This window comes from Pseudomonas sp. TE31087 (assembly GCF_057284075.1).
In genome coordinates this window covers 36729-61037 of sequence record NZ_JBXVNN010000001.1, presented here as the reverse complement: position 1 = coordinate 61037, position 24309 = coordinate 36729, and the positions used below count along the sequence as shown (strand labels likewise).

The following is a 24309-nucleotide window of genomic DNA, read 5'->3' as shown; positions in this document are numbered from 1 at the left end:
AAACGCGTCTGTTCGAAGCAGTTCATCAACGCAACCTGCGCACGTACTGTTCGATCGTGCTGGCAACGTGCTCAAGATGCTCTTCGCCGAGCCCCGGCCACAAACCCGTCCAGAACGTGTCCTTCATCACCTTGTCAGTGACATGTAGATCGCTGGCCACGCGGTACTGCTGGTCCTTCATATAGGGCTGGCGGGTCAGGTTGCCGGCAAACAGCAAACGCGTACCGATCTTGTGTGCATCGAGGTGGCGCAGCAGGTCCAGGCGATCGGTGCCGCAATTGTCGCGCAGGGTCAACGGGAAGCCGAACCAGGAGGGATCACTGTTGGGGGTCGCGTGGGGCAGGATCAGCTGTTCGGCGCACCCGGCGAGGCGATCGCTGAGCCAGGCGAAATTGCGTTTGCGCGCGGCGATGAAGTCATCCACCCGATCCATCTGCGCCAAGGCGCAGGCGGCTTGCATGTCGGTGATCTTGAGGTTGTAGCCCAGGTGCGAGTAGGTGTACTTGTGGTCGTAACCTTGCGGCAGGTCGCCAAGCTGCCAGCAAAAGCGCTTGCTGCAGGTGTTGTCCTCGCCTGGACCGCAATAGCAATCCCGCCCCCAGTCGCGGAACGACTCGACGATGCGCTTGAGCAAAGGCGAGTCGGTGAACACGGCCCCGCCCTCGCCCATGGTGATGTGGTGCGCCGGATAGAAGCTCAGCGTTCCCAGGTCACCGAAGCTGCCAACCTGGCGACCGTCATAAGTGGCGCCCAGGGCGTCGCAGCAGTCCTCGATCAGCCACAGGCCATAGCGGTCGCAGAGCTCGCGCACCACCTTGAGGTTGAACGGGTTGCCCAGCGTGTGGGCCAGCATGATTGCCTTGGTACGCGGGCCGATAGCCGCTTCGATCAACGCCGGGTTGATGTTGTAGGTGCCCATCTCGATATCGACGAACACCGGCACCGCGCCGAACTGCAGGATCGGGTTGACCGTAGTCGGGAAACCGGCAGCGACACCGATGACTTCGTCACCCTTGCGAATGGCACGGTCACCCAGACGCGGCGAGGTTAGCGCGGAAAACGCCAGCAGGTTGGCCGATGACCCGGAGTTGGCAGTCAGTACGCCGCGTCGGCCGAGATAGCGGGCCAGGCGCTTTTCGAAGGCCTGGTTGAAACGGCCGGTGGTCAGCCAGCCATCGAGCACCGCCTCGGTCATGGCTTGCAGCTCCGGCGCCCCGATGACCTTGCCCGACGGCGGTATGGCATGCTGCCCGGGTACAAATTGCGGGGTCGCCAGTTCCAGCTCCGCATAGCGGCCCACGAGCTCGGCAATTTGCTGGCGCAACTGCTGCGCCGTTTGATCAGTCATTGTTTTCGCCTTCATGTTCCGCGATCTGTGCACGGCTGTATTGCTGCATGTCCTGGCCGTCGCGCCAGGCACGATGCCAATCGAGGGTTCGTTGCAGGGCCTGCGGCAAGTCCCAGCTCGGGCGCCAGCCCAACCGTTGGCGGGCCCGGGATGAATCGAGGGTGAGCAGCCCCGCCTCATGGGGCTGGTCGAGCGATTCGACCGCCCAGCGCGCATCGCCGGACCACCGCTCGGCCATGGCCTGGACCACCTCGCCAACGGTGGCCGTGCCTTCGCTGTCGGGGCCGAAGTTCCAGGCCTGGGCAACCGCCTGACCCTGTTCGACCAACGCCTGGGCCAGAAGCAGATAGCCTTGCAGCGGGTCGAGCACGTGCTGCCACGGACGCACCGCGCCCGGATAGCGCAGGGTCAACGACTCGCCCGCATCCCAAGCACGCAGGATGTCCGGCAGCAACCGGTCGGCCGACCAGTCGCCGCCGCCGATCACATTGCCGGCGCGGGCGGTCGCCAGCGCGACACCGCGCTCGCGCAGGAAGGAGTCACGCCATGAGACACAGAGCAGCTCGGCACAGGCCTTGCTGCTGCTGTAAGGGTCGTGACCACCGAGGGCGTCCTGCTCACGATAGGGCCATAGCCACTCGCGGTTTTCGTAGCACTTGTCGCTGGTCACCACCAGCACAGCGCGCACCGTGTCGCACTGGCGCACGGCCTCGAGCAGGTTGAGGGTGCCGATGACGTTGGTGGCGTAGGTGTCCGCTGGGGTCCGGTAAGACTCCCGTACCAGAGGTTGCGCGGCGAGGTGCAGGACCACTTCGGGACGGAATGCCTGAAGGCTGCGACGCAGTTGCTCGGCGTCGCGAATATCGGCGAACTCGCCCGCCAGGCACTCAGCCAGGCGAATGCTCTGGTGCAATGCCGGCTGGGTCTGCGGGGCAAGCGAATATCCGTACACTTCAGCACCAAGCTCGCTGAGCCACAAACCCAGCCAGCCACCCTTGAAGCCGCTGTGGCCGGTCAGGAATACCCGACGCCCGGCCCAGAATTCGCGGCTTACGGCCATACCCGCCATTGCGCCTCTCCCAACTTCCAGCGCTCTTCGAGGTAATTGCGGTCACGCAGGGTATCCATCGCTTGCCAGAAGCCCCGGTGGGTGTGGCTCATCAATTGACCGTCCTGCGCAAGCGCGCGCATGGGTTCGTATTCCCAGGTGGTGTCGTCACCGTCGATGTAGTCGAAAATGCCAGGCTCCAGCACGAAGAAACCGCCGTTGATCCAACCACCGTCGCCCAGTGGCTTCTCCTGGAAACCCCGCACCTGCTCGCCCCGCACATCGAGCGCGCCATAGCGCCCAGGCGGCTGCACCGCAGTTACCGTCGACAGCTTGCCGTGGCTCTTGTGGAAGTCGATCAACGCCGGAATATCGACGTCGGCCACGCCATCGCCATAGGTGAGGCAGAAGGTGTCGTCGCCCACGTAGTCACGCACGCGCTTGATCCGCCCGCCGGTGGCGGTGTTCTCACCGGTGTCCACCAGCGTTACTCGCCACGGCTCGGCATTGCGGTTGTGAATGTGCATGCGGTTTTCCGACATGTCGAAAGTCACGTCGGACATGTGCAGGAAGTAGTTGGCGAAGTATTCCTTGATCACGTAGCCCTTGTAGCCCAGGCAAATCACGAAATCGTTGATCCCGTGATGGGAGTAGATCTTCATGATGTGCCAGATGATCGGCTTGCCGCCGATCTCGATCATTGGCTTGGGGCGAAGGTGTGATTCTTCGCTGATGCGTGTACCCAGGCCGCCGGCCAGGATGACTGTTTTCATTGTCGACTTACCTTGGAAGGCCGCGGCCCTGGACGGGCTGACAAAATACTGACCAATTCAGCTACTTGGGCAGACTTAGCAAAAAGACTGCCAACTCGCGCCCAGGCAAAGTACCACCGAGCGATTCGCTCGCAGGAAATTGCCCCGACAAGCCTGAATGCCAATGCCCGGCTGGATGCCGGGCATTGGATAGCTCAATCAGCTCAATTGATTGTCAAATGGCTCCCGGGCTGCACCGTCGTGCCATCAAGATTCAGCAACCATGCAATGCCATCGCAATCGGCATCGTGCAGGTCACTTATCCTTACCAGCACGTTGACCGAATCGCCCACCGGCTGACCGTCTTCGTGCTCATTGGATGCCACATCACCCTGCTTGAACGCCTTCTACCCGGTGAAAGGTTTCTTGATACAGGGCAGTGCAGAACCGGCAACCGCGTCTCACCCGCCTGGAACGGCGTTACCGTTGCCCTGCTCAACGAAGAACAAAGGAAAGATGTATGTCGGCCACGCCACTCAACGCCGTCTTGCTCTTCAGGAATTACTTAAAGGGCCAGGGGCTCTCCCCCGGTACGCAGCATGCTGGACAGATAGCTCCAAATCATTTGATACGCAAATCATCCAACAACCTGAATCTGTCAATAAATCGCCACCTACAGGGCACCCTCAAGCCGCGAAACAATGCGTATCAAGGCACCCTTCGCCCATTATCGACACCCCAAGCGACCAAGCGATCCCTAGATCAATGAGCCTGGTATAGACAATCTGAACCCGCAGATCCAGCTGAGGTTACCCCGCGCTAACGCTTACAGCTTGGGGGGAGGACATTCTGCCTGCTGATAAGTCAGCGTGTACGTGTAATGCCTGTCAAAACTGTAGGGCGTACTACCTGGTGCAGACCACTCAGCATACTTTCCCGACATACTGGCAGGCCCCAACAGCTCTCCCATGCCAATGGTCGCTACGTTGCCATAACCGGCCAACGGAACGCTGCCATACCAATGGATTTCATCTCCGCTCGCAAACCATGCACCATTCCATTTGGCTTCAGTAGTGGAATACCAGGTCTTATCGGGCTTGAAACAGAGCATTTGAATGGTGGCGACAGCACCGTTGGAAACATGAAAGGTGGTCAGCTTCCAGTACCCTAATTGCGGTTCACCTGCTTGTGCAGAGAAAGCCACCCCTAAAGCGATGCCCAGAACAGATAACCGGCTCAACATTTTCTTCATCATTAATTTTCCTTGTATTTTCTGCGCGAGCTCCGTGCCAATCACAGATGATTGATCGCACCCCGGCGCCCCACAAGCGCCGGTCACAGTATATTATGCGTTACAGCATTTTTAATCAATGCATAAACGCATAAGTCTTTATGGATACTCTTACTGCCTCGATCTTGTCGCTGGATTCGCTTAGCACAAAATGCAGGCGACCACTGATTGCCTGGAGCAATTCGGGCTGGGTTGCGGATGGGACGGGTGTCGCTATTGCTGACTCGCAACGGATAGCCTCAGCCCTCATTTCGTCACCACTCAGTCGCACGAAGGGTTTTGGAGGTTTTGCCGAAGGACAGGAGAAGGGATGCAACTGCGCAGCATCGAAGCATGCCGGGAGGAGAAGGTGACGCGAAACGGGGATACGGCGACTGGCGCCGCACCCCGTCAATAAACCGCCTGGCTTACAAGCCCTGGCGGAGTTGGTCGAGCCAGGCCAAAGCAGGAACCTGTACGTCTCGGCCACTGAACGCCGCCGGCCAGCGAGCCTGCAGCTCGAGCGCCAGGCCCTCGGCCGGTACAGACAACGCGCTCACCTGCAGCTGTGCCTGAGGCGTCCACACCACTAACTGGCCAGCTTCAGTCGCCGCCAGGCACAGGTCAAGGTCGGCCCCCCCCCCCACGATCTGCAAGCCACCGCAATGGGCGAACACCTCCTGGCGAACCATCAGGCAGTCAGCCGAAACGGCAGCACAACCGCGCACGGCCTCCGGCCAGCGGGCATTGCGGCACTCCTCGTCCGACATGCCCTGCCAAGGCACCGCCACTTGCGGCCCTTCCAATAGGGCATAGCCGCCATGTGCCAGGGCGCCATCGACGGTACGCAGCGCCGCCCCCGTCACACCCACTTCCGGGCGCTGCGCCTCATTGAGCAACGCTTCGATCCAGGCTGGCGTGATGACCTGGCATTGCGCCGACAACAGCACCAGGTACTCACCGCGCGCCCGCCCTGCGGCCTGGTTCAGCCAGGCACTGCGCGAGCCAGCAGATTCGCCCACCAACACCTGTACGCGCCCCCCCAGGAGCTGCAACGCCTCCACTTCCTCCTCGGCGCACACCACCAGCACCTCGTAACGCGGGTATCGGGTACGTTGCAGGACACTGGTCAGGCAGGCCTCGAGCTGGGCATGGTCACCCGTACTGGCCACCAGAATACTCACCAGCGGTGTTGCCGCATGCCGAAAATCGATACGCAACCCTGTGTTCGGCTGTTCGCTCACCTGGGCGCGATACCCCAGGTGGGTCAAATGACGATTGAGCGCACCTTGCGCCGCATCCATCAGTGCAGCCGTAGCTTGCTGCGTGATGACGAGATAGTCATCCAGGTGCGCAAGACAACCGACCCCCTGCGCCTCGATCAGTCGCAGCAGCAAGTCGAACTCCAGGGCTTGCCGGTGGGCTTCGCTGTAGCCACCCAGATCGACCACCGCCTGACGACGCAACAGCCAGTGCCGGGACATCAGGCCCGGCTGGTTACGTAACAGATTCAGGTCCGCGCCAGGACGCATCACGGCATGTAGACGCCCCTCCTCGTCACGCTGCACTTCGTTGGCACAAATCGCCTGACAAGCAGGCGACTCGGCCAGCTCCACCAGAAGGTGCAGCAATCCACCCGTCTGCAGTTCGTCTCCTGCCTGCAACAACAGCAACCATTCGCTCGGCAACTGGCGCACCACCTGGTTCAGATGCGCCAACCAGTTGCCGTCATTGACCTGGATAAAGTGCAAGGTATCGCGCGCAGTGGTGATCACCGGCGGCTTGCCACCTTTGAGGACCACCAGCTTGAAGTCGCGAATACCGCTGGCCAGCAGGCTGTCGAAAGTAGCCTGCAACGCCGCATCATCGTTCTCCAGATCCAGTACCACGAAGGCGATCTGCGCAGCGGGATGGCTGGACAGGTGATTCAACACCTGCTGACGCGCCGCAGCGTCAGGCGTCGCCGCGCCAATACTCGCCAGCAATTGCCCGGACGGGGTGGCCTGCAAGCGCGGCTGGTGATCAACCCCCGGCACTTGTCGCAAACGCTCGAGCCAATTGCGTATCTCACGCAATTGATCACCATCGCGTTCTGCGTCCAACGTCTCCACAAGCTTTTGACAGAGCTGCGGGTCGAACAGTCCGAGCGCCAGCGCTTGCCAGTAACGCAATTGCAAACTGGCGGGCGTGTCATTGGGATGCACCTGCAACAGGTCACGCTGGCGTACCCAGCGGCCTTCCAGTGCCGCGTGCTGCGCCTTGCCAGCCGGCAAGGCATGGCAGAGAAACTCCAGCGCTGCCAGTTGGGTAAACAGGGCGCTGTTGTAGTAAGGCATCTCGACATACTGGCGCGGCTCGAAAAGCCGTTCAGGATCATCGATCACGCTGCTCCAGGTGGAAGTGAACAGCAGGGGCGCCTCGCCGTGATCATAGGTCCCGCGAACGAAGCGATGGAGTACTGCAAATTCACCTTCGCCAACGCATAGGGCCTGCCCCTGGGCATCCCATTGACGAAGAGCGAACAACGCACGATTCATGCGCTCCTCGCGCAAGACCTGATCGCAGCCCTCGGATTCCAGGCTGCACAGCACATCGGTCTGTTCGAGCAAGGCGACTTCGCCTTGGGCGAGGATCGCATATGACAGCCCCAGACAGAACACGGCCGGATCATCGCCCGCTGGGGTCTGATCCAGCGCCGCCAGCATGGCTGGCAGCCGGGTGACGGCACGCCATGCCTGACGGCGGGCCTGACCATACTGGCGTAGACGCGCCAGCCCCCCTTCGCCCTCCAGTGCGGGAATTGCTCCCCCCACCTTGTGGTACGTCAGCTGGGCATTGCCCGTCCTGAAGCCCAGCGCATGGCCTTGGGCTGCAATGGCACTCGACTGCGCCTCCAGCTGAACAACGGCGGCCTGCAGGGCTGGAACCAGCGCAAAGTCAGACTCGTGGGCAAGCACCACGTAGGGAGTGGTCACCTGCTGCAACAATTGCCCCAGAAGCTCGCTGTAATGCTGCGCCGCCTGATTTTGAGGCTGCACGTCAAGCGACAAGCACTGGACGCCGGCCCTCTGGTAATAGTGCTGCGCACGAGCCCGGTAGTCAGCCTGCTCCTGCCCCAGCAATACGACAGTCACCTTGGTGCACGGTGCAGTTGTGATTTCGGCCATAGTGCCCTCTTCAAAATGTCGGTTCGGAGCGCGGTCATCCCGCAGCTACCAGATTCAGTCCGCGAGCCAGGCATTGGCCCAATGCTGCAGGTGATGCGGTGTCAGTAAATAGTCGCGCAATACCGCCTCGCGCAGGGCGTCGCCCTGCCGGTAGCTGGCCTGCGGGTCTGCAAGGTGCATGCGAATCGCCTCCAGCCATTGCCCGCTGCTGTTGTCCTTCACCCGGGTGCACGGCAGATAGCCCGCATAGGCCTTGGTGTCGGTACAGATCACCGGAAAACCACATGCGCCATACTCCAGTAACCGCAAGTTGCTCTTGCAGTCGTTGAACAGGTTCTGTTCGAGCGGTGCCAGAGCGAGGTCAAGATTGAGACTGGCCAGCTTGCGCGGATAGTCTGCAAACGAGATGCCCGGATGGAACTCCTTGACGTAGGGTCGCAGCATTTCCGGGCACATGCCGAAGAACACCCAGTCGACCTCATTGGCCAGTGTCTTGATGACTTCCAGCAACAACTCCAGATCGCCACGGTGACTGGTCCCCCCAGCCCAACCGACACGCGGCCTGGCGCTTGTCTGACGCTCACTGGTCAATCCAGTCCACAAGGGGGCCGAGAGCATGTTCGGCACAATCCGGATGTCATGGTGCATGCTAGAAAGCGCATCGGCCAAAGGCTCGGTGGAAACTACCACCCGATCGCACAGGCCGACGCCCTCACGGACCAGCTCGCGGATATTCCCTGGCAGGTTGCGCACATGGTCATTCTTCTGCGAAGGCTCGATCACGTAGTCATCGAGCTCGTAGATGCGCCGTGCGCCAGAATAGCGCTTGAGCTGGCTCAGCTCCCTGATGCTGTGCGGCATGTAGCGACATTGCAGAATGAGCACATCAGGCTTCTCCCGCTCCAGCTCGATCAGGCCCGGCGTGCTGTAGTTGATCCGCCCCTGGATCCAACCGCGCTGCTCAAGCTCAGTAAACGGCTGGACCACGCGGTAGTGACCAATCGCCGAGGTGTTGCTCGGCAAGCCAAGCACTGACGGCATCGCCCGCGCCATGAAGGGGTCCCAGCCCGATCGCAGGCCGGGCTCGAAGTTGAAATTCGCCAGTTTCAGGCTCAGGTTGCGGTTGTACGCCGGATCCCGGGCTATCCACGGCAGCCAACGCTCGAAGAAGACATCGCTGTCGGCGGATCCGAGCTGCACCACCTCTCCCTCGTGCGGTGCAGAGGGGAATCTGACCACCTTCGAGAAAGGCGTCCAGACAGCCAGGTAGCCTTTTTCACGAACCCGCAGGCATAGATCTGCATCGAACAGCGACTGCTCCAGGGATGCCGTATCCAGGCCACCCAGCTCGGTGAACAGCTCCCGCCGTATTACCAGGCAATCGAGGCTCAGGGCACTCCAGTTCTGCACCATGCCCAGACGATTCATGTAGCTTTCGGCATTCACTGCACAGCCGACGAATGCACTACCCACCAGGCCGTTGAGTCCGAGCACGAGACCTGCAGACACCACGTTGCCATCGCTGGAGAAAAGCTTGGGTCCGACCACGCCGACTTCCGGTCGCTGGGCATGTTGCATCAACTCCTGCAGCCATTGCGACTCGTACACCACACAGGTGCTTTCCAGCAACAACAGATACTCACCGCGCGCCTGCTGGCAGGCCAGGTTGAGACTATGCGCCCGGCCCCGACCTGCGACCCGAGTCACACGCAGTTGTTCACTACCCATGCCAGCCATTGCCGAGAGCCAGTCGAGTACATCGGCCGGAGTCTGCTCGTCAGCCACCAGCAGCACTTCAAAGCCAGCATAGGCGGTATTGGCCAGCAACGACTGCAGGCAACGCATCAACACCGACAACTGCGTGCCCGCATGGATCAGGATCGAAACGCTCGCTGTGTAGTCATGCAGATAGGTCACGCGAGAGACCATGCCGCCCTCGACACCGGCAACCTGCGCACCAACCCCAAGGCGCTGCAGATGCGCCTCTACCACCTGCACAGCCTGCCCCCCGCCTTCCGGGTGGCCCAGCCAGTTCGCGTAGGTTTCCTTGCAATGCACCAGCACCTCTGCGACGTGCTCCACCGCCTGCAAGCCGTGCTGCTCCACTATGCGCCAGAGCAGGTCGTGGGGCGCCAGGGCAGCGAAACGCTCATCGAAGCCACCCAGGCTACGCAATACCGAACATCGAAATGCCAGCAGGCGCCCCACATAGGGCAGGCTGCGCATCAAGTCGAGATTGAAGTCGGGTTTCAGGATAGGGTGGGAAGGCGCCAGCCCATCATGACTGCCCTCGTCGCTGTACAGGCAGGCACAGTCGGCACGCAGCGCCATGCGCTCGGCCATGATCACTAGCGCATGAGAATGCAGCCGGTCACCGGCTCGCAGCAGGTAGACCCACTCGGCCTGCTCATTGCCGTCAAGCCACTGCTCAAGTTCGGCAAAACCGTGACCACGCCGCCGGATGAAGCGTACCTCTTCAGTCACCCCCTCGACGACTGCCGGGGCGACCATCAGGATGCGACTCGCTGCATAGGATTGCGCAGCCAGGCTGTCCAGAGTGGCACGCAATGCCTCCTCCTCACCTTCGTTGCACAACACCACGGCGACGATACGCGGAAGGACAGGCCATTGCTCCAGTCGCTTGGGCAGTAGGCGGGCCTGGCCCGGCGATAGTTCACGGTGCGCCAGCCACTGCTCATAGAGCTCGGTGAAATCGAGACTGTAGGTACCGACCTGCTGATTGTAATTGGCCATTTGCTTGGAAAAGGCCGCACGCATGTCAACCTCTTCCCACGCCTGCCCTTCTCCTGCGGGATAGGATGCAAGCGGCAGGTAACGCACCCAGCCGACCGCTGGCGCCGCTTCACCCGTACGGGCCGCGAGCATTTGCCGCAACCATTCGGTCTCGGCCTTGGCCGCCTCGGTCATTGAGGACTGATGACTGAGCCGGCCCGGGTAAACGCGCTCGAGACTGAGGATCTGCTCAAGGCTGCACAAGTCACCGCGGCGCAACAGGCAGGTGTACAACGCCAGATCCAGTCGCGCAATGAACCCATGGCCCTCCTGCACCAGCGTCGGCAGATACTCTTCGACCTGCGCCCTGCGGAACAAAGCGTGACTGATACCGCCGAACAGATTCGGTACGTTGTCGGCGATACTGTCGAGCAGATCCGTCCCCTTCAACACCGCGCTTTCAGGAGAGATGATGAAGTTGAGCGGGCGTGACGGCAGGAGCACATCGTCAGCGGCGCACACCAGCCGCTGGCCTATTACCATGCTGACCTCGGGCCGGCCCTCCAGCGCATTGACCTGCAGGCCGACGCAATACCCGAGCAACGTGTCGTCATCGCAGAGGAACTTGATGTAGTCCCCCGATGATTGCTCCAGGCACGCCATCAGGTTGCAGGCAAAACCAAGCCTGCGAGGGTTGCGCACGTAGTGCAGGACGCGGCTCGAGCCCTCGGTCAACCCATGGCAGATAGCCTCGATCTCACTTCCGGCACTGTCATCGCATACCACGATCTCCAGGTTTGGATAGTCCTGGGTCAACGCGCTGTTCAGCGTACTGCGGAAGAAGTCGGGATTGAACGCTGGAATGGCGATAGTGACAAGAGGTTGTGCGTCCACGGAGGCTCACTCAGGCAATGGTTCGAACAGCCAGGCCTCTGGCTCAGACCAGCCCGCTGCCCAGCATTGCGCTGGGTAACGGGCAAAGCAACGGCAAAAGGCCGTTGCCTTGGGCAGGATCGATCAGATGTAGTTGACCAGCGACAGGCCGGCAATCTTGGCAAAGGACTGCATCGAGGCCTGCAGCATGTTTTTCTGCATTTCAAGGCGCAGCATCACTTCGGCCGGGTCGCTCTCGCGGATCGAGCTCTGAGTCTTGGTATTCTCGCCGGCAAGCGCCTCGTTGGTTTCAGCCTGTACATCGAGCGCCTGACCGCGACCACCGATGGACGAGATCGACGACGACACCTGGTTCATGCCGCTGGCGATATTGCCCAGCGCCGCATCCTGGGCGGCGAGGAAGTTCTGCTTGGCCACCGGATCGTTGTCCTGCGGGGTATTCAACGCGGTGCGCAACTGGCTGATGGTGTTGAGGATATTCTGGTTCTGATGGGTGTCCACCTTGACCGCGAACGAATCGCCAGCATTCGGGGCACCGGCCAGGTCGAACGTCACACCGGCGGCGGTGGCCGTGGTGCCGCTGAGCGTGCCGCTGGAGATCGGACGGCTGTCGGCGGTCATTGGCGAAGCATACAGTTCGAAATCGGTGGCGCTGGTGAACTTCAGCACCGCGCCACCACCGGGGAACGCGGCCTTGTAGGCGGCCGGGTCACTGATGTTTGCATCGGTGATCTGCGCCGACGAGGTGTTGCCCGGGCTGCGGGTGCCGGCGATCGAATCGGCCTTGGAGCTCAGGTTGAAGGTGTGACCGGCGATGGCGGCATCCGGGTTGGCTTCGTCACCCGGCTTGAAGCTGATCTTCAGACGCAGGTCGACACCGCGGAAGCTGATGGCCATGTTCGTGCCATTGGGATCGAACTTGCCACCCTGGCTGGCTTCCAGCGTCACATCGTTGCCGCCGGCATCGAGGATCTTGTACTCGGTGCTGCTGGTGAACTGGACGCTGTAGGGTTCACCGCTGCGGAAACGGTCATTGTAGGTGGTGTTGCCGGACACCTGGCCGTTGGACAGGCTGACCCGGCCGTCATCGGTGGCCGGCGCGGTCAGGCGGGTCTCGCTGCGGCTGGTGTTGAGCGCCTGCTCGAAGGCGCTGTAGCCGGTCTCGTTGGCGGCCAGGCTGAGCATGTCGCCGACCTGCAGCATCAGGTTGCTCTGATCGCCCTGGTAGCTGTAGGTGCCATCGGAGTTGCGCACGTAAGGCTGGGTATCGCCCTTGGAGCCGGAGAACAGGTACTTGCCGTTCTCGTCCTTGCTGTTCATCAACGAGAACAGCTGGTCTTCCAGCGAGGCCAGCTCTTGTGCATTGGCCTTGCGGTCGGCGTCGGTAAAGCTCGCGTTACCGGAGCTGACGGCCAGTTCGTTGACCCGCTGCAGAACGGTACCAATGGCATTGAGCGTGCTTTCGCTGCTGCCCAGCGCGTTGCGCACGTTGGTGATGTTGCCCTTGAACTGGCCGAGCATGTTCTGCTGTTGCTCGAGCTGCAGCAGGCGCGCGGCGCCGACCGGATCGTCGGCGGCGGTGCGCACGCGAATGAAGTCGCTGGCTTCCTGCGTCGTCTTGTTGACGTTGCCGAAGGTGCGCTCGTAGTTGGCGCTGCTGCTGTTGTAGAACTGCGGGGTGGAGATGCGCACGGTCTACGGCTCCTTAAAGGCTGTTGATCAAAGTGGCGAAGGTTTCCTGGGCCGCCTTGATGATTTGCGACGACGCGGTGTAGTACTGCTGGAACTTGACCAGGTTGCCGACCTCTTCGTCCACGGACACGCCGGAGCTCGAGTTGCGGCTGGTCAGGGCGGAGGATTGCAGCGCCTGGGTGGCGTTGCTGTCCATCTCGGCCTGGTTGGTCTTGCCACCGACGTTGGACACCAGCTTGGCGTAGGCATCGGTGAAGCTGATGCCCTTGCCGTCGGCACCGGTATCGACGGTGGGTTTGGTCTGCAGGTTGATCACCGACTGGGCGTTGCGGTTGTCGGCCGAGCCGGCACCGGTCAGCGAGACAGTGTAGTTGTCGCCGCCCTTCGGGGCGCCAGCGACGGTCATCTCGAAGGTGAACTTCTTCTGCGTGCCGCTGGCGTCGTTGATCGGGTTGCCGCTGCCATCGACCATCGGCACGGACAGCTGCAGCTTGTTCTCCTGGCCGGGGATGATCGTGCCGCTGCCGATGGGGCTGCCCTTGGCATCGAACATGGTGTAGGTCTGGGGCGAGGTCTTCTCGTCACCGAACACCAGCTTGACCGGCGTCGAGTACTTGAGCCCCGTCTGCAGGTCGGCGCGCTGGGCGGCATCGTAGATGTCCAGCTCGGAGGTCAGCGTGGGCTGGCCGATCTGCCCGGTGCCCTTGTTGCCCGAGCCGCTGGTAGCGGTCAGCGGGCTGGCCATCGCCAGGCGCTTGGGATCGGTGAGCACCGTCTCGATGCTGGCCGCGGCATTGCGGGTGGGGGTGATCTTGAAGCTATCACCAGCGATCGGCGTGCCACCGCGCAAATTGAGGCTGAAGCCGTCGATCACCGGTGGCGGAGTGGCAGTGATGTCGAACTTGCCCATCTCGGTGTTGTCAGGCAGACGACGTACTGTGAACTCGTTGGCGCTGGTGAACGTCACCTGGTAGTCGTTGGTGGTCAGCTTGCCGGTATCCTTGATGTTCACATCGAGGTTGCCGGAACCGGGGCTGTTACCCAGCTTGGCCACGCTGCGCCCGGCCATGGCGGCGGCGCTGTTGATGTCGCCGAACAGGGTCGCGCCGAACTCGCCGTTCTTGTCGATGCCCTGGGCCAGCTGGCTGTTGATCGCATCGGCCACCACCAGGGCCACACGGCCCAGCTCGTTGAGCGCAGGGTCCAGGGTGTCCTTGCGGTAGCGCAGCAGACCGCCCAGCTCGCCGCCGGTGGTGCTGTCGGTGATGTCCATCTTGGTCGAGCCGCGATTGAGCACCAGGTTCATCCGCGACGGGTCGGTCGCCGCAGGCTCCACGCCCAGGGTCTGGGTGGTGTTGCCCAGCACCAGCGACTGGCCGTTCTTCAGGTAGATGTCGTAGTTGCCGTCACGCTCGACCACGTCCACGCCGATCAGCTTGTTCAACTCGCGCACCGCGCCGTCGCGCTGGTCGAGCAGGTCGTTGGGCTTGCCGGTGATGGCGGTCATCTTGACAATCTGCTGGTTGTACTCGGAGATCGTCGCGGTCAGCTTGTTGATCTGGTCGGCCGTCGCCGCCATGTTGGTGTTGATGTTGCTGTTCTGCTGGTTGAACTGCGCCGACAGGCTGTTGAAACGCTTGGCAAGCGATTGGGCGCTGGTCAGCAGCAATTGCCGCGAGGCATCCTCGGTGGGCTTGGCCGAGGCGTCCTGCATTGCGCTGAAGAAGCTCTTGAGCGCCGCGGTGATACCGGTATCGGCGCTGGACAGGGCATTGTTCAGCGGGCCGATCTGGTTGAGGTAGGCGTTCGCGTCGCTGGACAGCGACGTGGTGGAACGCAGCTGGTTCTCGAGGAAGGCGTTGTACACCCGGCGCACATCGGACAGCGTGGTGCCGGTACCGATGAACACCTGGCCGACCTGCTGGCCACCCTTGGTCTTCTGGACGATCTGCTGGCGAGAGTAACTTTCCACATCGGCGTTGGCGATGTTGTTACCCAGGGTGTACATCCCGGACTGGGCGGCGCCCAGGCCAGACATACCGATATTGATCAAACTCGCCATGGTTTCCTGCCCTTAAAGTTTCGTGGTGGTACCGAGCATTGCGTAGCTCTGCTGCGACTTCATCTGTTTTGCGATCTGCGAGATCTTGCTGGCGTAGTTGGGGTCGGTGGCGTAACCGGCCTTCTGCAACTCCCGCACAAACTGTTCTGGTTTATCGGCCGCCCGCACCGCATCTTGATAGCGCGAATTGTTCTGCAACAGGCTCACCAGGTCGTGGAAGCTGTCCTGGTAGCTGTCGTAGGAACGGAACGCCGCAGTCTCCTTGACGAACTGGCCGTTGCGGAACTCGCTGGTGATCGCCCGCGCCTCGCCGCCCTGCCAGCTGCCGGTGGCCTTGATGCCGAACAGGTTGTGACTGCTGCTGCCATCGGGGTTGCGCATGACCGACTTGCCCCAGCCGGTTTCCAGCGCGGCCTGGGCCACCAGGTAGCGTGGATCGATACCGATGCGCTTGGCGGCCTGCTCGGCCATCGGCAGCATGGTGGCGACGAAGGCGTCGCTGTCGGCGAAGGCCTTTTTCGGTGCCAGCGGCGGCTGGGCCACGGCCCGACCGAGAATCTGCAGGTTGCCTCCTGGCGCCGCGAAGCTGCGCGCCGGCTCCCAGTCGCCGACGGCCACGCCACCGGGCGGGAGATCGCCACGCCCAGGCAGCGCCGTGGCGTTGGCGGCGGCATTGCCAGCGGACGGCACGATGCCGGACAGCAAGCGATCGGTGAGCTTGCCAGGCAGCGCCAGGCGCCGCGCATTGAGCGCAGCCACATCGTTACGCGTAGCGGCACTCTCGACCATGTGCGCGGGCTCGGCCACTTTCGAGGCCCACAATGCCGGCGCCTGCCCCTCGATCCGGGGAAACGGACTGGTGTTCGGGCGCGCGGCCTTGTTCTTCGACAGCTGGCGCACCAGCACGTCCTGCAGGCCGATACCACCCCCTTCGCGCGACATGCTCACGGCCATCTGTTGGTCGTACATGTCGCGGTACTGCTTGACCGTGTCGCTGTTCATCGGGCTGTCTTCGTCAGCCATCACATCACTGGCCTTGCGCGACGCCTTGAGCATCTCGCTGATGAACAACGACTCGAACTCCTGGGCCACCTTGCGGATGTTGCCCTCGCTGTCGCGATCCCCGCGCTTGAGCGAGCCCAGGCGATTGAGGTCGGTGTAGGCGCCGCTGTCGGCCTGACTGGAAACAAGACTCTTCGAATTCATCCCTGGCGTCCTCAGATCACGATCAGGTCGGCTTGCAACGCACCGGCCTGCTTCAGCGCTTCGAGGATGGCCATCAGGTCGCTCGGCGCCGCGCCGACCTGGTTCACCGCACGGACGATCTCATCCAGCGTGGTGCCCGGGCCGAACTTGAACATCGGCTTGGCTTCCTGCTCGGCGTTGACCCGCGAACGCGGCACCACCGCGGTCTGACCATTGGAGAACGGCCCCGGCTGGCTGACGATCGGATCTTCGGTGATGGTCACGGTCAGGCTGCCGTGAGTAACCGCCGCCGGCGACACCTTGACGTTCTGGCCGATGACGATGGTCCCGGTGCGCGAGTTGATGATGACCTTGGCCACCGCCTGGCCCGGGTCGATCTCGAGGTTCTCGAGTATGGACAGGTAGTCCACGCGCTGGCTCGGGTCCATCGGCGCGGTGACCCGCACCGAACCGCCATCGACGGCCTGGGCCACGCCCGGGCCGAGCAGCTCGTTGACCTTGTCGACGATGCGCTTGGCGGTGGTGAAGTCCGGACGATTGAGATTGAGCGTCAGGCTATTGCCCTGGTTGAATCCGCTCGGCACCGCGCGCTCGACCGAGGCCCCGCCGGGAATGCGACCGGCCGACGGAACGTTGACGGTGATCTTCGAGCCGTCGCGACCTTCGGCATCAAAGCCACCCACCACCAGATTGCCCTGGGCGATGGCGTAGACGTTGCCGTCGATACCCTTGAGCGGCGTCATCAACAGACTGCCGCCACGCAGGCTCTTGGAGTTGCCGATGGAAGACACGGTGATATCGACCACCTGGCCGGGCTTGGCGAATGCCGGCAAGTCGGCATGCACCGACACGGCGGCAACGTTCTTCAACTGCACGTTGCCCGACCCCGGCGGCACCTTGATACCAAACTGCGACAACATGTTGTTGAAGGTCTGCAGGGTGAACGGTGTCTGGGTGGTCTGGTCACCCGTGCCGTTGAGGCCCACCACCAGGCCGTAGCCGATCAGCTGGTTGGCGCGCACGCCGGAAATGCTGGCGATATCCTTCAGGCGCTCGGCGTGAGCACCGAACGCACAGGACAGAAGCAGGGTCGCGGCAATCAACCGCCTAGCGTTGAACATGGTCATCCGTACTCAGAAAGGCCAGAGCGGGCTGATGAAGAAACGGTCCAGCCAACCGGGCTGGCTGGCATCGGCGAACGAGCCGGTGCCCGAATAGGTGATGCGCGCGTCGGCCACGCGAGTGGACGGCACGGTGTTGTCGGTGGCGATGTCGTCGGCACGGATCAGGCCGGCAATGCGCACCAGTTCCTCGCCGGTGTTCAGCGTCATCCACTTCTCGCCGCGCACGGCGATGATGCCGTTGGGCAGCACCTCGGCCACGGTCACCGTGATGGAGCCGGTCAGGGTGTTGCCCTGGGTGGCCTTGCTGTCGCCCTTGGTGGAGCGGTCGCCGCTGTAACCGGCTTCAAGCGTGAGGTCGCCGCTGCCCAGCGGGTTGTTGGTGTTGGGCACGGTGCCGAACAGCGAGGTCAGGCCGATATCGGCCTTGCTGTTCTTCTGGATCTGGGAACCGGCGTTCTTGCTCGCCGAGGTACGCTCGTTCAGGGTGATGGTGATGATGTCACCGACCCGGAACGCCTTGCGATCGGTGTACAGACCCTGCTCGAAACCGGCCTGGTAGATCGAGCCGTTGTTGGCCGCCGCCGGCAACGGGGTGCGCGGCAGGACCGGCGCATAATACGGGTCGTTTGGCTTGGGCGTCGGCGCAACGCAACCAGCCAGCAACACCACCCCCCCCAGGGCGAATACGGACAACAGACGGCTCATGACACTTACCTCATGGTGAAACAGGCGCTGCAACAGCGAGCGGATGATCAGCGGCCCGCCTTGATCGGGCCGCCAGGGCTTACAGCTGCTGGGTGACGAACGACAGCATCTTGTCGGCGGCGGAGATGACCTTGGAGTTCATCTCGTAGGCACGCTGGGTGGTGATCATGTTGACCATTTCTTCCACGGTGCTGACGTTGGACGCCTCCAGGGTTTTCTGCAGGGTGGGGCCGAAACCGTTCAGGCCAGGCGTGCCGATCTGCGGCGCGCCGCTGGCGGCGGTCTCGAGGAACAGGTTGCCGCCGATGGCCTGCAAGCCCGCCGGGTTGATGAAGTCGGCGGTCTGGATGTTGCCGATGACCTGCGCGGCCGGGTTGCCGGGGGTAGTGATCGACACCGTGCCGTCCTGGCCGACGGTGAAGGTCTGGGCATCCGGCGGTACGACGACCGCAGGTTCCAGGGCGAAGCCGTTGGCGGTGACGACCTGGCCGTCGGAGTTCAGGTGGAAGGTACCGTCGCGGGTATAGGAGACGGTGCCGTCAGGCTGCAGCACCTGGAAGAAGCCACGACCGTTGACGGCCATGTCCAGCGGATTCTCGGTCGTCTGCAGGCTGCCGGTCTGGAAGTTCTTCTGGGTGCCGACGATACGTACACCGGTACCGACCTGCAGGCCCGAAGGCAGCTCGCTGTCCTGGGTGGACTGCGCACCGGGCTGGCGCTTGATCTGGTACAGCAGGTCCTGAAACTCGGCGCGATCACGCTTGAAGCCAGTGGTCGAGACGTTGGCCAGGTTGTTCGAGATGACCGCCAGGTTGGTATCCTGGGCGGAAAGGCCGGTTTTAGCGACCCAAAGAGCCGGAAGCATTTAGTGTTCTCCTCGTGCGCCTGTTTTACGGCACCCGTTCAAATGTGATTAGCCGATCTGCAAAACCCGAGCCATGGCTTGATCGCCTTCCTCGGCCGCTTTCATCATCTTGACGTGCAACTCGAACTGTCGGGACAGCGCCAGCACCGATGTCATTTCCTCCACGGCATTGACGTTACTGCCTTCGAGGAATCCCGACACCACGCGCACGTTCACGTCCATGTCGGCCGGCTGGCCGCTGGCGGTACGGATCAGCCCGTCCTGGCCCTTGGTCATGCCCTTGATGTCAGGGTTGACCAGCTTGATCCGGTCGACCTCGGCCATCACCCGCGGGTCCTCGCCCATGGCGCGGATGCTGATGGTGCCGTCATCGCCGATCTCGACCTTCTGCTCCGGTGGTATGGCGATCGGACCGCCATTGCCGATTACCGCCATGCCGTTGCCGGCGCGCAACACACCGAGGGCGTCAATGTTCAGGCCGCCAGTGCGCACGTAGGCCTCGCTGCCATCGGGGGCCTGCACGGCAATGAAGCCGTTGCCGCTGACCGCCACGTCCAGCTCGCGACCGGTTTCCACCAGCGGACCGGCACTGAAATCGGTGGCCGGCCGTTCGCTCATGGCAAACGCACGCGCCGGAAAGCTGTCGCCGAACACCGGCATCGAACGGGCCTGCTCCAGATCACGCTGGAAGCCGTTGGTGGAAACGTTCGCCAGGTTGTTGGCATGGGCCTTCTGCGCCAGCGCGTTCTGGCTGGCGCCGGTCATGGCCACGTAAAGCATCTTGTCCACAGTCATCCTCCGCTGCACGGGCGATCGATTGCCGGTCGCCGTGGCTGTACGAAGCTTCGAGCAAGTTTCGCGCCAATTACCACAGAAACGACAAAGACCCCGGTTTACGGGGCCTTTGCCGAAAAGCACGCTGTCAGAGAGACAAAATCTCGGCGGCGGGTGCCTGACAGCGGCAAGGCTTGGCCGCCTGCGGACGCTGTCAGACGCCGCTTGCCTGTCAGGTGATGGTGAAGGTGTCGCCGTTGTTGGTCTGGAACGACTCGATGGTATTCGAGCCGGCGTACCAGTTGCTGAGCATCACCCCCGAATCGAGGTTGCCGGCATTCCAGTCAGCCTTGGAGAAGATGAAGGCATTGACGCCATCGTTCTGCACCACGACATCCTGGAAGGTCTGGATGTTCTTCAGCACCACCACGTCGACACCTGCGCTACCGGTATCCTGGATCACCACGCCCGCCTTGGAGTAGATCGTGTAGACATCACTGCCCTCGCCACCGAAGGCGTAACCGGCCGACATCATGTCCAGGCGGTCGGCGCCGGCGCCACCATAGAGTTCGTAGGCAAAACCGTTACCAACCAGGCGATCGTTGCCATCATCGCCATACGCCTTGCCGTTGGTGGTCTGGATGGTGTCGTTGCCGGCATCACCATGGTAGACGGAACCCGTGTCGTTCAGCGCACCGGTGATGGTGTCGTCGCCGTCACCGCCATTGACGACATCCGCCTGGGCGACCTGGGTGTTCGCCGGGCGCGCCAGGGCACCGAAATCGGTGGAGTAGATGCCATCCCCGTAGAGGATGTCATTGCCCGCACCGCCATTGATGACATCGTCGCCTTCGGCGCCATAGAGCGTGTTCGCACCGGCATCGCCATTGAGCACATCGGCGAACGCGGAGCCCGCCAGCCCTTCGATTCCACTCAGCACATCACCCTCGGCATGCCCGCCAGCCACAGTACCTGCGGCAAGATCGATCGACACGCCGGCATTGCTCGAGATGTACCAGGCCGAATCCCGACCGGCCCCACCATTGATCACATCCGCGCCAGCACCGCCAATGAAGTTCTCGTTCGCAGTGGTCCCCACGAACGTATCGTTGAACGCCGTACCCTCGAAACTCTCGATACTGGTGAACAGGTCATTACCGGTAGCGTTCAGATCGAGCGTAAACCCGGCGCCCTCGCCGGCGAACGTCAACAGATCGACACCTAGCGAGCCATTGAAGTCGTTGGGCTGGTCGTTGGCCACGAAGACATCGCCCGACGACGAGCCGACGAACTTCTCGATGCCCTCGAAGGTATCGCCCTCGGCGATACCGCCATGCACGCCGGTCTTGAGATTCAGGAGAATGCCGACCGTGCTGTCGCCATACGAAACGGTGTCGATACCCGCGCCACCGACGAATCGGTCGGCACCGGCACCGCCAAACAAGGTGTCATTGCCAGCGCCACCGACAATCACGTTGTTGCTGGCATTGCCATAACCGGTGAAATTGCCAGAGCCGATGTAGGTGAGGTTTTCCACTTCGTTGGTCAGGGTGTAGTTGGCCAGAGAGGTGCGCACCTCGTCGATGCCGCCGCCGGCCTGCTCGAACACGCCGGCCGCGCCATGCAGGTAGTACACGTCGTTGCCGGCACCACCGGCGAAGCTTTTGCTCGAACCCGTCGCCTGCATGATGAAGGTGTCGTTCTGGCTGCTGCCGATGACACTGTACATGCCGGTGAACTTGTCGCCCTCGGCATCGCCGCCCTGGCCCTTGCCGCCGGTGTTGTCGATGGTGATCGTCACCGCCTGGTCGGACAGCGAGTAGTCCATCGTGTCGTTCAGGCCGCCATCGAAGGTCTGCGCGCGCGCATCGCTGATGAAGGTGTCGGCGTAGTTCGAGCCCTGGTACACCTCGATGCTGTCGAAGGTGTCGCCAGCGGCGATGCCGCCATGCACGCCGGTCTTGAAGTTCAGGGTGATACCGGCGCTGGCATCGGTGTACGACACGGTGTCATTGCCCGCGCCGCCGATGAAGCGGTCGCCACCGGCGCCGCCGCGCATCACGTCGTTGCCGCTGCCGCCGGTGATGATGTTGTCGCTGGCGTTGCCGACACCGGTGAAGTTGCCGCTACCGATGTAGGTGAGGTTTTCCACCTCGTTGGTCAGGGTGTAGCTGGCCAGGGAGGTGCGCACCTCGTCGATGCCGCCGCCGGCCTGCTCGAACACGCCGGCCGCGCCATGCAGGTAGTACACGTCGTTGCCGGCACCACCGGCGAAGCTTTTGCTCGAACCCGTCGCCTGCATGATGAAGGTGTCGTTCTGGCTGCTGCCGATGACACTGTACATGCCGGTGAACTTGTCGCCCTCGGCATCGCCGCCCTGGCCCTTGCCGCCGGTGTTGTCGATGGTGATCGTCACCGCCTGGTCGGACAGCGAGTAGTCCATCGTGTCGTTCAGGCCGCCATCGAAGGTCTGCGCGCGCGCATCGCTGATGAAGGTGTCGGCGTAGTTCGAGCCCTGGTACACCTCGATGCTGTCGAAGGTGTCGCCAGCGGCGATGCCGCCATGCACGCCGGTCTTGAAGTTCAGGGTGATACCGGCGCTGGCATCGGTGTACGACACGGTGTCATTGCCCGCGCCGCCGATGAAGCGGTCGCCACCGGCGCCGCCGCGCATCACGTCGTTGCCGCTGCCGCCGGTGATGATGTTGTCGCTGGCGTTGCCGACACCGGTGAAGTTGCCGCTACCGATGTAGGTCAGGTTTTCCACCTCGTTGGTCAGGGTGTAGCTGGCCAGGGAGGTGCGCACCTCGTCGATTCCGCCACCGGCCTGCTCGAACACGCCGGCAGCGCCATGCAGGTAGTACACGTCGTTGCCGGCACCACCGGCGAAGCTCTTGCTCGAACCCGTCGCCTGCATGATGAAGGTGTCGTTCTGGCTGCTGCCGATGACACTGTACATGCCGGTGAACTTGTCGCCCTCGGCATCGCCGCCCTGGCCCTTGCCGCCGGTGTTGTCGATGGTGATCGTCACCGCCTGGTCGGACAGCGAGTAGTCCATCGTGTCGTTCAGGCCGCCATCGAAGGTCTGCGCGCGCGCATCGCTGATGAAGGTGTCGGCGTAGTTCGAGCCCTGGTACACCTCGATGCTGTCGAAGGTGTCGCCAGCGGCGATGCCGCCATGCACGCCGGTCTTGAAGTTCAGGGTGATGCCAGCGCTGGCATCGGTGTACGACACGGTGTCATTGCCCGCGCCGCCGATGAAGCGGTCGCCACCGGCACCGCCGCGCATCACGTCGTTGCCGCTGCCGCCGGTGATGATGTTGTCGCTGGCGTTGCCGACACCGGTGAAGTTGCCGCTACCGATGTAGGTGAGGTTTTCCACTTCGTTGGTCAGGGTGTAGCTGGCCAGGGAGGTGCGCACCTCGTCGATGCCGCCGCCGGCCTGCTCGAACACGCCGGCCGCGCCATGCAGGTAGTACACGTCGTCACCGGCACCACCGGCGAAGCTCTTGCTCGAACCCGTCGCCTGCATGATGAAGGTGTCGTTCTGGCTGCTGCCGATGACACTGTACATGCCGGTGAACTTGTCGCCTTCGGCGTCGCCGCCCTGGCCCTTGCCGCCGGTGTTGTCGATGGTGATCGTCACCGCCTGGTCGGACAGCGAGTAGTCCATCGTGTCGTTCAGGCCGCCATCGAAGGTCTGCGCGCGCGCGTCGCTGATGAAGGTGTCGGCGTAGTTCGACCCCTGGTACACCTCGATGCTGTCGAAGGTGTCGCCAGCGGCGATGCCACCATGCACGCCGGTCTTGAAGTTCAGGGTGATACCGGCGCTGGCATCGGTGTACGACACGGTGTCATTGCCCGCGCCGCCGATGAAGCGGTCGCCACCGGCGCCACCGCGCATCACGTCATTGCCGCTGCCGCCGGTGATGATGTTGTCGCTGGCGTTGCCGACACCGGTGAAGTTGCCGCTACCGATGTAGGTCAGGTTTTCCACTTCGTTGGTCAGGGTGTAGCTGGCCAGGGAGGTGCGCACCTCGTCGATGCCGCCGCCGGCCTGCTCGAACACGCCGGCAGCGCCATGCAGGTAGTACACGTCGTTGCCGGCACCACCGGCGAAGCTCTTGCTCGACCCCGTCGCCTGCATGATGAAGGTGTCGTTCTGGCTGCTGCCGATGACACTGTACATGCCGGTGAACTTGTCGCCCTCGGCATCGCCGCCCTGGCCCTTGCCGCCGGTGTTGTCGATGGTGATCGTCACCGCCTGGTCGGACAGCGAGTAGTCCATCGTGTCGTTCAGGCCGCCATTGAAGGTCTGCGCGCGCGCATCGCTGATGAAGGTGTCGGCGTAGTTCGAGCCCTGGAACACCTCGATGCTTTCAAAGGTATCGCCGGCAGCAATGCCAGTATGCACGCCGGTCTTGAAGTTCAGGGTGATGCCGGCGCTGGCATCGGTGTACGACACGGTGTCGTTGCCCGCACCACCGATGAAGCGATCGGCACCCGCGCCACCGTATAGCGTGTCGTTACCATCACCGCCATTGATGATGTCATCGCCACCCTTGCCAAAAATCTGATCGTCCGCACTGGTGCCGACCAGATTGTCGGCGCCTTCGGTTCCCTGGATAACAGCCATGTCTACTGATTCCTTGCCAATGGTTGAACAATC

14 protein-coding genes are annotated in these 24309 nt (G+C 62.5%); all 14 read right to left on the bottom strand.

Going from position 1 to position 24309, the window contains the following annotated elements; genetic code table 11:
- Positions 1-25: 25 nt before the first annotated feature.
- Positions 26-1348: a lipopolysaccharide biosynthesis protein RfbH gene (gene rfbH / locus ACZ899_RS00255; RefSeq protein ID WP_234560345.1), complete on the bottom strand. Its 1323-nt coding sequence runs from the start codon at positions 1346-1348 to the stop codon at positions 26-28.
- Positions 1341-2417: a CDP-glucose 4,6-dehydratase gene (gene rfbG, locus ACZ899_RS00250; protein WP_234560346.1), complete on the bottom strand. Its 1077-nt coding sequence runs from the start codon at positions 2415-2417 to the stop codon at positions 1341-1343. Before rfbG ends, rfbH begins: the two co-directional genes overlap by 8 nt.
- Positions 2399-3169: a glucose-1-phosphate cytidylyltransferase gene (gene rfbF, locus ACZ899_RS00245; protein WP_234560347.1), complete on the bottom strand. Its 771-nt coding sequence runs from the start codon at positions 3167-3169 to the stop codon at positions 2399-2401. Before rfbF ends, rfbG begins: the two co-directional genes overlap by 19 nt.
- An 805-nt stretch (positions 3170-3974) precedes the next feature.
- Positions 3975-4403: a hypothetical protein gene (locus ACZ899_RS00240; RefSeq protein WP_186714854.1), complete on the bottom strand. Its 429-nt coding sequence runs from the start codon at positions 4401-4403 to the stop codon at positions 3975-3977.
- Between the two features lie 443 nt (positions 4404-4846).
- Positions 4847-7585 (bottom strand): glycosyltransferase, encoded by a 2739-nt coding sequence (locus ACZ899_RS00235; RefSeq protein ID WP_234560348.1) that lies wholly within the window; start codon positions 7583-7585, stop codon positions 4847-4849.
- A gap of 54 nt (positions 7586-7639) precedes the next feature.
- Positions 7640-11212 (bottom strand): glycosyltransferase, encoded by a 3573-nt coding sequence (locus ACZ899_RS00230; RefSeq protein WP_234560349.1) that lies wholly within the window; start codon positions 11210-11212, stop codon positions 7640-7642.
- A 123-nt stretch (positions 11213-11335) separates the two neighbouring features.
- A complete protein-coding gene (locus ACZ899_RS00225) occupies positions 11336-12904 on the bottom strand; it encodes a flagellar hook-associated protein 3 (RefSeq protein WP_234560350.1) in 1569 nt (522 codons plus the stop codon).
- 13 nt (positions 12905-12917) lie between these two features.
- Positions 12918-14966: a flagellar hook-associated protein FlgK gene (gene flgK / locus ACZ899_RS00220; protein WP_232856516.1), complete on the bottom strand. Its 2049-nt coding sequence runs from the start codon at positions 14964-14966 to the stop codon at positions 12918-12920.
- A gap of 12 nt (positions 14967-14978) precedes the next feature.
- Positions 14979-16172 carry a flagellar assembly peptidoglycan hydrolase FlgJ gene (gene flgJ, locus ACZ899_RS00215; protein ID WP_234560351.1) on the bottom strand — a complete coding sequence of 398 codons (1194 nt, stop codon included), beginning with the start codon at positions 16170-16172 and terminating at the stop codon, positions 14979-14981.
- Positions 16173-16183: 11 nt separating this feature from the next.
- Positions 16184-17293, bottom strand: a complete 1110-nt coding sequence (locus ACZ899_RS00210; protein WP_408005613.1) for a flagellar basal body P-ring protein FlgI — start codon at positions 17291-17293, stop codon at positions 16184-16186.
- A 12-nt stretch (positions 17294-17305) separates the two neighbouring features.
- Complete coding sequence (gene flgH, locus ACZ899_RS00205) at positions 17306-18001, bottom strand: flagellar basal body L-ring protein FlgH (RefSeq protein ID WP_050706703.1); 696 nt, start codon at positions 17999-18001, stop codon at positions 17306-17308.
- A gap of 79 nt (positions 18002-18080) precedes the next feature.
- Positions 18081-18866, bottom strand: coding sequence for a flagellar basal-body rod protein FlgG (flgG, locus tag ACZ899_RS00200; protein ID WP_050706704.1), 786 nt, complete (start codon positions 18864-18866; stop codon positions 18081-18083).
- A 48-nt stretch (positions 18867-18914) separates the two neighbouring features.
- Positions 18915-19655: a flagellar basal body rod protein FlgF gene (locus ACZ899_RS00195; protein WP_186714861.1), complete on the bottom strand. Its 741-nt coding sequence runs from the start codon at positions 19653-19655 to the stop codon at positions 18915-18917.
- 217 nt (positions 19656-19872) lie between these two features.
- Positions 19873-24276: a beta strand repeat-containing protein gene (locus tag ACZ899_RS00190; RefSeq protein ID WP_485627114.1), complete on the bottom strand. Its 4404-nt coding sequence runs from the start codon at positions 24274-24276 to the stop codon at positions 19873-19875.
- Positions 24277-24309 lie beyond the last annotated feature (33 nt).

Excerpts from the sequence above, each read along its gene's own strand:
- rfbH (WP_234560345.1), bottom strand. The coding sequence starts at position 1,348 with ATGACTGATCAAACGGCGCAGCAGTTGCGCCAGCAAATTGCCGAGCTC.
- rfbG (WP_234560346.1), bottom strand. The coding sequence starts at position 2,417 with ATGGCGGGTATGGCCGTAAGCCGCGAATTCTGGGCCGGGCGTCGGGTA.
- rfbF (WP_234560347.1), bottom strand. The coding sequence starts at position 3,169 with ATGAAAACAGTCATCCTGGCCGGCGGCCTGGGTACACGCATCAGCGAA.
- ACZ899_RS00240 (WP_186714854.1), bottom strand. The coding sequence starts at position 4,403 with ATGATGAAGAAAATGTTGAGCCGGTTATCTGTTCTGGGCATCGCTTTA.
- ACZ899_RS00235 (WP_234560348.1), bottom strand. The coding sequence starts at position 7,585 with ATGGCCGAAATCACAACTGCACCGTGCACCAAGGTGACTGTCGTATTG.
- flgK (WP_232856516.1), bottom strand. The coding sequence starts at position 14,966 with ATGGCGAGTTTGATCAATATCGGTATGTCTGGCCTGGGCGCCGCCCAG.
- flgJ (WP_234560351.1), bottom strand. The coding sequence starts at position 16,172 with ATGAATTCGAAGAGTCTTGTTTCCAGTCAGGCCGACAGCGGCGCCTAC.
- ACZ899_RS00210 (WP_408005613.1), bottom strand. The coding sequence starts at position 17,293 with ATGTTCAACGCTAGGCGGTTGATTGCCGCGACCCTGCTTCTGTCCTGT.
- flgH (WP_050706703.1), bottom strand. The coding sequence starts at position 18,001 with ATGAGCCGTCTGTTGTCCGTATTCGCCCTGGGGGGGGTGGTGTTGCTG.
- flgG (WP_050706704.1), bottom strand. The coding sequence starts at position 18,866 with ATGCTTCCGGCTCTTTGGGTCGCTAAAACCGGCCTTTCCGCCCAGGAT.
- ACZ899_RS00190 (WP_485627114.1), bottom strand. The coding sequence starts at position 24,276 with ATGGCTGTTATCCAGGGAACCGAAGGCGCCGACAATCTGGTCGGCACC.